Below are 13,135 nucleotides of genomic sequence, written 5' to 3'. Positions count from 1 at the left end.
TATTATCAACTGAATGTGTTGTGTGAAGGATTTTTTCTTTATAAGCAAATGCTTTTTTTATTATTTGTCCGTACGTTTTTGTGGTAATATAAGTTTTTACTATAATTGTATATAATCACTGTTACAGTTTTAAATGAAAAGAGATGAAATGTAGAATAACAACATTAGTAGAGAACTGTGTATATGGCCGTAAGCTGCAGGCTGAACATGGCTTGTCCTTATATGTCGAAGCAGGCGACCATGTAGTTCTTTTCGATACAGGAGCATCGGATTTATTTGTACGAAATGCACGTCTGTTGCATTGCGATTTGCAGCGTGTGGACTATCTTGTACTGTCGCACGGGCATAGTGACCATTCAGGTGGACTTGAAGCATTCCTTGAAGTCAATAAGAAGGCGAAAGTAATATGTAAACGAGAGGCCCTTGACCGTAAATTCAAAGGAGAAAGAGAGAATGGTATCAAAAATGCTGAACGTTTAGATATGTCTCGCTTCATTTTTGTTGAGAAAACCACAGAAATACTTTCCGGTATATGGGTGTTCCCGGATTTGCCTGTCACTGACGAGAATGATACTCATTTTGAACAATTCCTTGTTAGACGTGATGGACAGCTGATTCCTGACCGCTTTGAGGATGAGTTGGCTTTGGTACTGAAAGGGATAGAAGGAATGATAGTTCTTAGCGCATGTTCGCATCGTGGAATTACAAATATTTTGCGCACTATATGCTCGTATTTTGAAAATATTCGTATGCGGATGCTTATAGGCGGTTTTCATATACACAATTCTCCGAAAGAAAAATGTGATGTAATAGTAAAAGGTTTGAAAGAATTATTCCCTGAAGAATTGGGAGTTTGCCATTGTTCTGGAGTTGATAAATACGCTTTGTTTTATTCTCAGTGGGGTGACATGGTATTTTATAATCATACAGGTTGTGTGAAAGATTTGGAATTACTGGATTATTCTCGCCCTAAAGGGGGATTTTAACGAAGTAAACTGTGTGAGTTTGGTTTATTCAAGGTGAAGATATATTGGGGAAGGGGAGTAATTGAATAACATATTCAGATTGTTTTTATTAAGGAAGAGTGTGAATAATATATACATTCTTCCTTTTTTTGTGCTTTATATGGACTTGTATGTCTTTTTTGTCACAAAAAATAGTGTTTTGCTGCAAAAAAAATCTATTTAAGTGTTTGATTGTAGAAAAATGTTGGTATATTTGCCAGCGGTAAAACTTTTTAAAGATATTTAATCTAAATGACAGCACATTATAACAATATCACAATTTCTGGAATGGGGCGTATGATCGTCACATCATGTGGTACTGGGATGACCCCTCGGGGTTGAGCTTATATATAATGTGTTTCTACGTGATACACGCTTACGGACGTAAGCATTTTCTTCTTTTTTTATTCAAGTTTATTTATTCATGTTTTTGTTCCCTGATTGAAGGGTGCAATAAAACTATTCAATAATCTCAAAGGTATGAAAGTATTGAAATTCGGCGGAACATCAGTAGGTTCTGTCAATAGCATGTTAAGTGTGAAAAAGATTGTCGAAGCAATAGATGATAAGGTTATAGTTGTTGTATCGGCGCTGGGAGGTATTACTGACAAGCTGATAAAGACATCGAAAATGGCATCGGAAGGTGATTCGGCATACGAAAAGGAAATGAAGGAGATTGTGAACCGTCACATTGAGATGGTTTACACTGTTGTCCCGGCAGGAAAGGAGAGGGAAATTCTCCTTGACAAGGTTAATGAATTATTGAGTGAACTGAAAGATATTTTCCAGGGTATATTCCTGATTCGTGATTTGTCGCCTAAAACATCTGCAACTATCGTAAGTTATGGTGAACGTCTGTCGTCTATTATAGTTGCTACTCTTATAGAAGGTGCGGTGTGGTATGACTCACGTACTTTCATCAAGACAGAAAAAAAACACAACAAACATATTTTGGATTCAGAACTGACAAACAGACTCGTCAGAGAGACATTCGTTGAACTTCCTAAGGTCGCGCTTGTTCCCGGATTTATTTCCACTGACAAGAATACCGGCGAGGTGACTAATCTTGGACGTGGCGGTTCGGATTATACTGCCGCTATCCTTGCCGCGGCACTTGATGCAGACATTCTGGAGATATGGACAGACGTTGACGGATTTATGACGGCCGATCCCCGTGTGATAAGTACTGCATATCCTATCAACGAATTGAGCTACGTGGAAGCCATGGAGCTTTGTAACTTCGGTGCAAAGGTAGTTTATCCTCCAACTATATATCCGGTGTGTCACAAGAATATTCCTGTACTTATCAAGAATACTTTCAACCCTGAAGCGCCGGGAACTATTATCAAGCAGAGTCCTGATCATTCGTCGAAACCTATCAAGGGTATATCTTCAATCAATGATACTTGCCTGATAACTATGACTGGTCTTGGTATGGTGGGAGTAATAGGTGTTAACCATCGTATATTCAGGACTTTGGCAGAGAATGGTATCAGTGTGTTCCTTGTTTCTCAGGCTTCGTCTGAAAACTCTACATCTATAGGTGTACGTAATGAAGACGCTGAACTTGCATGTGAAGTGCTGAATACTGAATTCGCAAAGGAGATTGAAATGGGTGAAATCTCTCCTATGATGGCTGAGGGAAATCTTGCTACTGTGGCTATTGTAGGTGAAAACATGAAACATACTCCTGGAATTGCGGGTAAGCTGTTCGGTACATTGGGACGAAACGGTATCAACGTGATAGCGTGTGCTCAGGGTGCTTCGGAAACAAATATATCTTTCGTAGTTGAGGCTGAGTCATTGCGTAAGACTCTGAATGTAATTCATGATTCTTTTTTCTTGTCTGAGTACCAGGTGCTGAATCTTTTTATATGCGGTATAGGTACGGTAGGAAACAGTCTGATTGAGCAGATTCACGGTCAGCAGGAGAAACTGATGAAGGAACGCGGCTTGCGTCTGAGGGTTGTGGGTATTGCAAACGGACATCAGGCATATTTCACACGTCGCGGTATCGACCTTGAGAATTACCGTAGGGAACTTGATGAGAATGGAATACCGTCGTCTCCTCAGGTTCTTCATGACGAGATTATAGGTATGAATATATTCAACTCTGTGTTTGTGGACTGTACAGCGAGTCCTGCCATAGCCGGTCTGTACAAGGATTTCCTAAGTCATAACATTTCAGTGGTTGCAGCCAACAAGATTGCGGCGTCATCGGAATATGAGATTTATGAGGAACTTAAACATATTGCCCGTCAGCGCGGTGTGAAATTCTTGTTCGAAACTAATGTGGGAGCAGGTTTGCCGGTGATAAACACAATTAATGACCTTATCAACAGTGGTGACAAGATTTTGAGGATTGAAGCTGTGGTGAGCGGCACGTTGAACTTTATATTCAACAAATTAAGTAGTGATGTCCCATTGAGCAAGACTATTCGCATGGCTAAGGAAGGCGGATATTCTGAACCGGACCCAAGAATAGACTTGAGTGGTAAGGATGTTATCAGAAAACTTGTCATTCTGGCACGTGAGGCAGGATACAGACTCGAACAGGAGGATGTTGAGAAGCATTTGTTTATTCCGGACGAATATTTCGAAGGTACGGTTGATGACTTCTGGAATAACATTCCGAAACTTGATGCTGAGTTTGAGGCAAAACGTAAGGAGCTTGAGGCTGAAAATAAGAGATGGAGATTCGTTGCCAAACTTGAAAACGGAAAGGGTAGTGTCTCGCTGCAGGAAGTTGATGCTAACCATCCTTTCTATAATCTTGAGGGCACTAACAATATAATACTTATTACTACTGAACGATACAATGAATATCCTATGCTCATTCAGGGATATGGTGCGGGTGCAAGTGTTACAGCAGCGGGTGTATTTGCCGATATCATGAGCATAGCGAATATATAATTCGTTGTGAGTTTATAAGAACTCAAAAACTTAAAAACTAAAGAACTTAAAAATGAAACACATAATAATTTTGGGCGACGGTATGGCGGACTGGGCTGTACCTGCCCTGGGGAATAAAACTTTATTGCAATACGCAAAAACACCATATATGAACAAGCTTGCTGCTATGGGACGTACTGGTATGCTGAAAACAGTGGCCGACGGCTTTCATCCGGGCAGTGAGGTAGCAAACATGTCTGTAATGGGATATGATTTGCCTACGGTGTATGAGGGTCGCGGGGTGCTTGAGGCTGCAAGTATCGGTGTTGACCTTGAACCGGGCGATATGGCAATGCGTTGCAATATAATATGTGTTGAAGGTGAGACTTTAAAAAATCATTCGGCAGGACATATTACAACCGAAGAGGCGGATGAACTTATAAAATATCTGGAACAACGGTTGGGTACAGACAGAATACATTTCTATACAGGTGTTCAGTACCGTCATCTGTTGGTAATAAAAGGCGGTAACAAGAATCTTCACTGTGTTCCTCCGCATGATATTCCTTTGCAGCCGTTCCGTCCTAATATGATTAAGGCTGAATGTCCGGAAGCTCAGGAAACAGCCGATTTGCTGAATGCGCTTATACTTAAATCGCAGGAACTCCTTGCATCGCATCCGGTAAATCTGAAACGTGTGGCTGAAGGTAAGGATCCTGCCAACAGTATATGGCCATGGAGTCCCGGATACAGACCTAAAATGGAACCGTTGTCGCAGAAATATCCTCAGATAAAGAAGGGTTCGGTGATTACGGCTGTCGATCTTATCCGTGGTATAGGACGTTATGCCGGGCTTAGATGTATTGATGTGGAAGGTGCTACAGGACTTTATAATACAAATTATGAAGGAAAGGCTGCCGCTGCGATTGAGGCATTGAAAACAGATGACTTCGTTTATCTGCATATTGAGGCAAGCGATGAGGCCGGACATGAAGGTGATGTGAATTTAAAACTTCAGACTATAGAAAACCTTGACAGACGTGCTGTCGGTCCGATATACGAGGCTGTAAAGGATTGGGACGAACCTGTCGCTATTGCGGTACTTCCTGACCATCCTACACCATGCGAGCATCGCACTCATACCAATGAACCTGTTCCTTTCCTGATTTATTATCCGGGAATTGAGCCTGACAGTGTGCAGACATACGATGAGGTTTCCTGCAAATCAGGTGTGTATGGCACGATGGAGAGGGACGAGTTTATGAATGAATTTATGAAATAGATTATTTGAGTTTTTAGGTTCTTGAGTCTTTAAGTTGGTTGATGCTTACAAACTCATAAACTTACAAACTTACAAACTTATAAACCTATGAAATATTACAGTACAAACAAACAGGCTTCGGACGCATCGCTGGAAGAAGCTGTGGTAAAAGGTCTGGCATCGGACAAAGGTCTGTATATGCCATACGAGATAAAGCCTTTGCCAAAATCATTCTTTGACGAGATAGAAAATCTTTCATTTCAGGAAATAGCTTACCGTGTGGCCGACGCTTTTTTCGGTGAAGATGTTCCTGCGGAGACTTTGAAAAATATTGTTTATGATACTTTGAGTTTTGATGTTCCAGCCGTAAAGGTTAAAGACAATATTTATTCACTGGAACTATTCCATGGTCCGACATTGGCATTCAAGGATGTGGGCGGACGATTCATGGCACGACTTTTGGGATATTTCATCCGTAAGGAAGGCAAAAAGGAAGTGAATGTGCTTGTCGCTACATCAGGTGATACTGGTAGTGCTGTAGCGAACGGTTTTCTTGGTGTGGAAGGTATCCATGTTTATGTGCTTTACCCAAAAGGCAAGGTGAGCGAAATTCAGGAAAAGCAGTTCACTACTCTCGGAAAGAATATTACAGCAATAGAAGTGGACGGTACTTTTGACGACTGCCAGGCATTGGTGAAGAACGCATTCATGGATAAAGAGTTGAATGCTCACATGCAGCTGACTTCTGCCAATTCCATTAATGTGGCTCGCTTCCTGCCTCAGGCATTCTATTACTTCTATGCATACGCGCAGATGAAGAAACTGGGCTTGGCTGATAATTTAGTGGTTTGTGTACCGAGTGGTAATTTCGGTAATATCACGGCTGGTCTGTTCGGAAAGAAAATGGGATTGCCTATCAAACGTTTTATCGCAGCCAATAACCGTAATGACATCTTCTATCAATATCTGAAGACCGGTGAGTATAATCCGCGTCCTTCTATAGCTACTATCGCAAATGCTATGGATGTTGGCGACCCAAGTAACTTTGCACGTATCATCGACCTTTATGGAGGAAGTCACGATGCAATAGCAGCGGAAATTTCGGGTGAAACTTATACTGACGAACAGATAAGCGAGACTGTACAGAAGGTATATGAAGAAACAGGTTACTTGCTCGACCCTCACGGAGCATGTGGTTATCGTGCCCTTGCTGAAGAATTGCAGCCGGGCGAAACTGGTGTATTCCTCGAGACAGCTCATCCTGCCAAGTTCCTGCAGACTGTACAGAACATCATAGGAGCAGAGGTGAAAATCCCGGAAAAACTTCAGGAGTTCATGCGTGGAACAAAACTTAGTGTGCCTATGAGCAAGGATTTTGCGTCATTCAAGGAATATCTGATGAAACAGTAATGAGCGTAACAGTATAAATAATTTTATAAGGTTGTCTAAGATTTTTTCTTAGGCAACCTTTTTTCTTTAAATTTATGGTTATTGGTTTTCAATTGTCTTGTATCCTTTGCGCATTCTGGTCTTCACTTTCCTGTGGAAGTTCATGGCCTTATGTACGGGATGGCGGAATGTCTCTTCGCGGTCACGCCAAAGTCGATAGCTCATGATGATGAGCAGGAATATTGTACCCTGAATACATACCCAACCGAATAATTCTTTCTTTAATTTGCTCCCATCATTGAGCTATAAAGTTGATTTCCTGCTGAAAACGATGTCCATACCTAATGATCACAGATTATACCCTATATTATGCTATATGAGGGAACATGCTTTTTCAAATCTTAAAATAGAGCAGGTAGCAATTGAATTTAATATTTCTGTAAGAAATCTGAGCCGTTTGCTGCATGATTCAGGAATCAGATTTAATTCGTTCTTGAATATGCACAGAATAACAGAGCTATAGAGCTTTTTTCGGATGGAGGGATGACAATGCAGCAGATAGCTTATGAGACAGGGTTTAGCACACCCAATAATTTCAATCGCGTATTTAAACAGATAACAGGAACTTCTCCCGGACTATATGAAAAAGAAGTGGTGGATAATAAAAAACAGCCATAGAACAATAATGCTCTATGGCTTATGATGATATTTTATAGATTTAGCTTTTTTGTGACAAATTCTTTTACGAATTCTACTGTGCCGTCAATTCCCAAAACCGATGAATCTACACACAGATGATATGTCGCTGCTGCTCCCCATGTATTGTAACTGTAATAGTTATAATATGACGAACGTTTCTTGTCGGCCTTTTCCATCAGTTCTTCCGCCTCTTCGGCCGAAACTTCTAATTTTGACATTAATCTTTCAATTCTTGCTTCAGGTGATGATGATATAAACACGTTTGCGCATCGAGGATGGTCACGTAATATATAGTCGGCGCATCTTCCAACAAAAAGACAAGACTGTTTCTCCGCCAAATCCCTTATCACATCGCTTTGAATCTTGAATAAGGAATCATTGCTGAGATATGAATTATATGGATAGGCACCTTCTGTCAGAAAAGGGAATCTTGATCCGAAAAGTCCGCCCAGTATTGTTTTCGAAGCTTTTTCGTCTGCTTGTTCAAAGAATTCCCTACATAGTCCGCTCTCTTTTGAAGCAAGGTTTATCAACTCTTTGTCATAGAAAGCTATATTAAGTTCTTTTGCTAATTTTTCGCCTATTTCCCTTCCGCCACTACCTAATTGGCGTCCAAGGTTTATAACAAAATTATCTTTCATGGTCGTATGATTTTAATATGACTTTCTACAAATATAATTCTTAAGAATTAAAATTCAAAATCTATTTATGAAATAACTTCAGTGCTATGTTTCTTGAATTGCTGGAACTGTTTGTAAAGCATGATTGCAGCCAATATGCTTGCTGCAAGGTCTGAGATAGGCATGCTTATCCATACCCCGCGTGAACCAAAAAACAACGGCAGGATAAACAGGCAAGGGATTAGTATCAGAACCTGACGGCTCAGTGAAAGTATAATTGCTTTTCTTGCCATTCCGATGCTTTGGAAAAAGTTTGATGTAACCATCTGAAAGCCTATGATTGGGAAAAACATCACTACTATTCTCAGTCCGTTTGCAGAAAGATTGACAAGTGTCTCATCAGTTGTAAATGCAGAGACTGCGAGTCTTGGTATGAATTCGCCTACAATAAATCCGGAAGTTGTTATTATTGTGGCGGCAATCACTGTCAGTTTCATAACATGGTTTACTCTTTGGTATTGTTTTGCACCGAAGTTGTATCCTGCAATTGGTTGCATTCCCTGATTAAGTCCCATTACAATCATGACAAACAGGAATACTATTCTGTTCACTATACCGAATGCACCTATGGCAAGGTCGCCATCGTATAGTTTCAGACCCTTATTAATAAGAATGACAATAAAACATGAAGCTAAATTCATAAGGAATGGAGCCATACCGATACCGATAATATTTGACACCAGATTTCCGTGAAGCCTGTAAATGCCACGCCTGAAGTGTAGGAGCTCATTTTTATTGCAGAATATTATTATGAGCCATACCAGAGATATTATCTGTGCTAAAATGGTTGCAACCGCCGCACCTTTTATCCCCATATCAAAACCATATATGAACAGAGGGTCAAGTATTGTATTTATTACAACGGTAAGTATGGTTGCCACCATTGCTTTTTGTGGATGTCCTGCCGAACGGAGGACAGAGTTCAGACCGAGATAAAGATGTGTGACTGCATTTCCGAGCAGGATTATTACCATATAGTCGCGTGCATAAGGTATTGTAGCTTCGCTCGCGCCGAAGAAGTATAATATCGGGTCAAGAAATATAAGGGCTATTATGGTGAACAATATACCCATTATAACATTAAGCGAAACAACATTTCCCAATATGTGCTGCGCTGAAGAATAATCTTTCTGCCCTAATTTTACAGATACTAAAGTTGACGCGCCGACACCTACCAAAGAACCGAAGGCTGCGGCTAAATTCATCAAAGGGAAAGTGATGGCAAGTCCTGAAATTGCCATTGGACCAACTCCGTGACCGATAAAAATACTGTCCACCATGTTATAAAGTGACGATGCTGTCATTGCAATAATTGCAGGTATAGCATATTGCATAAGAAGTTTACCTATAGGTTTGGTTCCTAATTCGGTAGCAGTTACTTTTTGTGACATATATACTCTATTTAATTTTCGGGGTGCAAAGTTATGATTTTTATCCCATAATGTGATAAGGTTTACCAACAGATTTGTGTAGAAACTCTGATGTTCTTTTCTGCTGACTATAGTTTGCAGTGCTTCATACTATAGTTTGCAGTGCGTCACACTTTAGTTTGCGGTGCGTCACACTTCAGTTTGCACCAGGAAATATGCCCGTATGATGTTACCAATAGTATGGACCGTATCCTTTTATACCTTCTACACCAAAACTAATGGAAGAACTTTCTCCTATCTTGAAATTAATCATACCTCCAAATTTGTCGGGAGCAAAATTGGGTAGTGGACAATACATAGGTGAACGTTGAGGCATCAGCGATTTGTTGCCGTATCCGTAAAGAGTTATTTTGTCGTTTAATTTGAATGCGGCTACACCGGCTATTCCTATATTTCTGTAATTGATAAATCCCCAATTCATGTTTGTAGCATACAGTCCGGCTGCTACACTTAGTCTGTTGTTGACAGGTAAAGCATACATAAAAGCAACGTCTTGTCCGAAACCAACACCGGATGGCGCATATTTTGAAGGACTGAAGGTTACGTTCATGCCTATTGAAGCATTAAATCCCTTATGTAGCTCCCAATTAGCGTAATTATACGAGAAAGGACTTATTCCATACATGCTGAATGGTGAATATATACTGATATTGCTTATTGGGGCAACCAGATTTATGTTTAGTGAGTCTGTATTGCTTTCCGCAGGTAACATGTAATCAGTATTGGTTACTGAATCAGTCGATGATATTATTACTCCTTTCTCATTCAAGCTCTGTGCGTTGATAAATAGAGGGAATAAGAGAAATATGATTATGGAATATATTATCTTCATATATAGAATATTTGATGTTATTTCCAAAGATACTGAATATATATTCTATATGTAGTCTGTCAATATGTTTTTTTAGGAAAAATAAGGTGGTTAGTCAGTCTTTAAAATGATTTTAATATATTTAATTTTATTATTGGGTATATGAAAAAAAAGAGAGTCCGTTTGCGGACTCTCTCTCATATATTTCTATTTCAAATATTATATTAGCATATTTTGCGTGAACCGTTGCCGATAACTACATCGTAAACTTTAGGGCTACGGCCGAATTTTTCTTTGAAACGTTCTTTTGCTGTAGTGACGAATGTTTCGTATAATTCATTTTTAACGAGGTTGATAGTACATCCACCAAATCCACCGCCCATTACACGAGAACCGGTTACGCCGCAATCGAATGCGATATCATTCAAGAAGTCAAGTTCTTCGCAGCTTACTTCGTACAATTTGCTCATGCCGTGGTGAGTTTCGAACATTTTCTGTCCTACAGTTTCATAATCGCCTTTTTCCAAAGCGTCGCAAACATCAAGAACTCTTTGGATTTCTTCGATTACATATTCTGCACGTTTGTAGTCTTCTTCAGAGACATCATTCTTAACAGCATTCAGCATATCCATTGTACAGTCGCGGAGGAATTCAACGTTTGGATGAGTTTTCTTAATTGCTGCAACTACATTTTCACAACTCTGACGGCGTTTGTTGTAAGCTGATGATGCCAATTCGTGTTTAACTACAGAGTCAACAAGTACAAGTCTGTAGCCTTCTGGTTTGAATGGGAAGTATTGGTATTCCAATGAACGGCAATCAAGACGGATTAAGCTGCCTTCTTTACCAAATACTGATGCAAACTGGTCCATGATACCGCAATTAACACCGCAATAATTATGTTCTGTTGCCTGACCAACCTTTGCCAATTCAAATTTGTCAATTTTGTTATCGCCAAACAAGTCGTTCAATGCAAAAGCGTATGTTGATTCCAATGCAGCAGAAGAAGACATACCGGCACCCAGAGGAACGTCACCTGCAAATGCTGTATTGAATCCTTTTACGTCAACACCACGTTTGATCATTTCGCGGCAAACACCGAAAATATATCTTGCCCAGCTTGCTGATGGAGCATCTTCTTCGTTCAGACCGAATTCTACATAATCCTTAAGGTCGATTGAATATGCGCAAACCTTATCTGTTCCGTTAGGCTTGATTTCTGCCATCATACTTTTGTCAACTGCACCAGGGAAAACAAAACCACCATTGTAGTCTGTGTGTTCACCAATAAGGTTGATACGTCCCGGTGAGGCATATATTGAGCCAGTAGTACCGTCGAAATGTTTGATAAAGCGGCTTCTTACAAATTCTATGTCCATGATTGTAAATATTAAAAGGTTAATATAATAAAATCATGATAGCATAATTGAATTATACTATCATGACTCTGTGTTAATTATTCTACAGGAATGTCTTTGTTTACGTTCTTGCATCCTATGAGACCGTAGAATAGCTGATAGGCAAACATTGCTACGATTAACCAATAGCTTGCCATATATCCAGCCTCGTCAGAGATGAACTGTTGAACAAGCGGAAGAATACCTCCACCGACTACCATCATCATAAAAATACCTGATGCCTGAGCTGTATATTTACCAAGGCCTTCTACTGCAAGGTTGAAAATACCACCCCACATGATTGATGTGCAAAGACCGCACAAAACCAAAAGAATAGCACTGAAAGGAACTTTTGGAGTTTCAAGTGAGCCCATTATATAAGAAGGCTTGATATTAGCTGCCTGAAGTTCGTCTGAATACTGTGTCAACGCTTCTTCAGATGGATTTGCAATGAATGTTGCGACTTCTTCTTCAGATATTCCGGCATTTACAAGAGTTTCGCTTGTTTTTGCTATTGGGTCATATACGAATGTTGGAACATTTACACCAACAGATTTTGGTATAGAGATTGCCAATACTGTAAATACAATAGCAGTAGCTGAAACGGTGATAAGCTGAGTGCGTGTTGATACTTTTCCACTGATGATACTACTTGTAAGACGTCCTATCAACATCAATAACCAGTAGATTGCTGCAATTGCACCTCCGATTGCCGCTCCGTTGGTAAGAATGCCTGCGCCTTTTTCTGTAGGGTCAGCCAAATAGAAAAGCAATGTGCCAGGGATACCTATTTCAATACCTACATAGATAAATATGCCGATAACACCAAGAACAGTATGTCTGAAGCTCCATGGGCTATGAGCAAACTTTTCAGTTTTCTCATTACCTTTTCTCATGTGAGGTTCAGGTATGGCAACAAATGAAATAACGATAAAAGTAAATGCGAAAACTCCCATTGCGATGAACAACAATGGAGCGACATCGGACATGGCAGTTTTTTCTGTTACTGTACCGATAAGTACACCTACAAATAGAGGTGTCAAAGTACCTGACAAAGAATTAAGCGCACCACCTGTCTGGATGAGCTGATTACCTTTGTTACCACCTCCACCGAGAAGGTTAAGCATAGGGTTTACTACTGTGTTGAGCATACATACGCAGAAACCGCAGACAAAAGCACCGAGCAGATAGATGATGAAATTAAGTTTAATTACGTATTCGCCGGCATTGAATACACTTACATTTGCTCCAAACAAGCTTGAAGAGTATTGAATAAGCAATCCTACAAAACCGATAGCAATAGCTGTTAAAGCTGTTTTTTTGTATCCTATCTTAACCAGCATATTACCGGCAGGGATACCCATAAACAAATAGGCCAGGAAGTTCATCATGTTTCCCATCATACCTAATGTGTTTGCTCCGGCATATTGGTTTTTCCATATAGTGCCAAAAGGAGCAGCAAGGTTGGTAACGAATGAAATCATCGCAAACAAAAAGAACATTGTTATGATTGCAATGAAGTTACCGTTTTGTTTTTGTTGGTTCATAATTTGTTTAAGAGATAAAATGATT

11 protein-coding genes are annotated in these 13,135 nt (G+C 39.9%); 5 read left to right on the top strand and 6 right to left on the bottom strand.

Going from position 1 to position 13,135, the window contains the following annotated elements; genetic code table 11:
• Window positions 1–143: 143 nt before the first annotated feature.
• The 4 genes from H6A27_RS08975 (at window position 144) to thrC (ending at window position 6,567) form a co-directional block, all read left to right on the top strand.
• Window positions 144–986: an MBL fold metallo-hydrolase gene (locus H6A27_RS08975; RefSeq protein WP_204508455.1), complete on the top strand. Its 843-nt coding sequence runs from the start codon at window positions 144–146 to the stop codon at window positions 984–986.
• Between the two features lie 498 nt (window positions 987–1,484).
• Window positions 1,485–3,917 carry a bifunctional aspartate kinase/homoserine dehydrogenase I gene (thrA, locus tag H6A27_RS08970; protein WP_204508454.1) on the top strand — a complete coding sequence of 811 codons (2,433 nt, stop codon included), beginning with the start codon at window positions 1,485–1,487 and terminating at the stop codon, window positions 3,915–3,917.
• Between the two features lie 52 nt (window positions 3,918–3,969).
• On the top strand, window positions 3,970–5,178 hold the full coding sequence (locus H6A27_RS08965) for a cofactor-independent phosphoglycerate mutase (RefSeq protein ID WP_204508453.1): 1,209 nt from the start codon (window positions 3,970–3,972) through the stop codon (window positions 5,176–5,178).
• Between the two features lie 87 nt (window positions 5,179–5,265).
• Window positions 5,266–6,567: a threonine synthase gene (thrC, locus tag H6A27_RS08960; RefSeq protein WP_204508452.1), complete on the top strand. Its 1,302-nt coding sequence runs from the start codon at window positions 5,266–5,268 to the stop codon at window positions 6,565–6,567.
• A gap of 78 nt (window positions 6,568–6,645) precedes the next feature.
• Here thrC and H6A27_RS15430 read toward each other — a convergent pair whose 3' ends face one another.
• Complete coding sequence (locus H6A27_RS15430) at window positions 6,646–6,771, bottom strand: hypothetical protein (RefSeq protein WP_262897123.1); 126 nt, start codon at window positions 6,769–6,771, stop codon at window positions 6,646–6,648.
• Between the two features lie 318 nt (window positions 6,772–7,089).
• Here H6A27_RS15430 and H6A27_RS15160 point away from each other — a divergent pair, with 318 nt between their 5' ends.
• Window positions 7,090–7,224: a helix-turn-helix domain-containing protein gene (locus tag H6A27_RS15160; protein ID WP_338083599.1), complete on the top strand. Its 135-nt coding sequence runs from the start codon at window positions 7,090–7,092 to the stop codon at window positions 7,222–7,224.
• A gap of 32 nt (window positions 7,225–7,256) precedes the next feature.
• Here H6A27_RS15160 and H6A27_RS08950 read toward each other — a convergent pair whose 3' ends face one another.
• From H6A27_RS08950 to H6A27_RS08930, 5 genes are all read right to left on the bottom strand, one after another.
• Window positions 7,257–7,886, bottom strand: coding sequence for a cytidylate kinase-like family protein (locus H6A27_RS08950; RefSeq protein ID WP_204405164.1), 630 nt, complete (start codon window positions 7,884–7,886; stop codon window positions 7,257–7,259).
• Between the two features lie 65 nt (window positions 7,887–7,951).
• A complete protein-coding gene (locus tag H6A27_RS08945) occupies window positions 7,952–9,316 on the bottom strand; it encodes an MATE family efflux transporter (RefSeq protein WP_204508451.1) in 1,365 nt (454 codons plus the stop codon).
• 208 nt (window positions 9,317–9,524) lie between these two features.
• Window positions 9,525–10,187: a hypothetical protein gene (locus tag H6A27_RS08940; protein WP_204508450.1), complete on the bottom strand. Its 663-nt coding sequence runs from the start codon at window positions 10,185–10,187 to the stop codon at window positions 9,525–9,527.
• 203 nt (window positions 10,188–10,390) lie between these two features.
• Window positions 10,391–11,545 carry a galactokinase gene (gene galK, locus H6A27_RS08935; protein WP_204508449.1) on the bottom strand — a complete coding sequence of 385 codons (1,155 nt, stop codon included), beginning with the start codon at window positions 11,543–11,545 and terminating at the stop codon, window positions 10,391–10,393.
• Window positions 11,546–11,622: 77 nt separating this feature from the next.
• The gene (locus tag H6A27_RS08930) at window positions 11,623–13,110 is read right to left on the bottom strand and encodes an MFS transporter (RefSeq protein ID WP_204508448.1); all 1,488 of its coding nucleotides are present in this window, start codon (window positions 13,108–13,110) and stop codon (window positions 11,623–11,625) included.
• Window positions 13,111–13,135 lie beyond the last annotated feature (25 nt).

The organism is Bacteroides caecigallinarum, assembly GCF_016902295.1.
GTDB classification, from domain to species: Bacteria; Bacteroidota; Bacteroidia; order Bacteroidales; family Bacteroidaceae; genus Phocaeicola; species Phocaeicola caecigallinarum_A.
The sequence above is the reverse complement of the archived record's forward strand: the minus strand, read 5'-3'. Positions and strand labels throughout refer to the sequence as shown.

Bases quoted from the DNA above. Each gene is read 5' to 3' on its own strand.
- H6A27_RS08950 (WP_204405164.1), bottom strand. From the start codon at position 7,886: ATGAAAGATAATTTTGTTATAAACCTTGGACGCCAATTAGGTAGTGGC.
- H6A27_RS08930 (WP_204508448.1), bottom strand. From the start codon at position 13,110: ATGAACCAACAAAAACAAAACGGTAACTTCATTGCAATCATAACAATG.
- H6A27_RS08945 (WP_204508451.1), bottom strand. From the start codon at position 9,316: ATGTCACAAAAAGTAACTGCTACCGAATTAGGAACCAAACCTATAGGT.
- H6A27_RS15430 (WP_262897123.1), bottom strand. From the start codon at position 6,771: ATGAGCTATCGACTTTGGCGTGACCGCGAAGAGACATTCCGCCATCCC.
- H6A27_RS08965 (WP_204508453.1), top strand. From the start codon at position 3,970: ATGAAACACATAATAATTTTGGGCGACGGTATGGCGGACTGGGCTGTA.
- H6A27_RS08940 (WP_204508450.1), bottom strand. From the start codon at position 10,187: ATGAAGATAATATATTCCATAATCATATTTCTCTTATTCCCTCTATTT.
- H6A27_RS08975 (WP_204508455.1), top strand. From the start codon at position 144: ATGAAATGTAGAATAACAACATTAGTAGAGAACTGTGTATATGGCCGT.
- galK (WP_204508449.1), bottom strand. From the start codon at position 11,545: ATGGACATAGAATTTGTAAGAAGCCGCTTTATCAAACATTTCGACGGT.
- thrC (WP_204508452.1), top strand. From the start codon at position 5,266: ATGAAATATTACAGTACAAACAAACAGGCTTCGGACGCATCGCTGGAA.
- H6A27_RS15160 (WP_338083599.1), top strand. From the start codon at position 7,090: ATGACAATGCAGCAGATAGCTTATGAGACAGGGTTTAGCACACCCAAT.
- thrA (WP_204508454.1), top strand. From the start codon at position 1,485: ATGAAAGTATTGAAATTCGGCGGAACATCAGTAGGTTCTGTCAATAGC.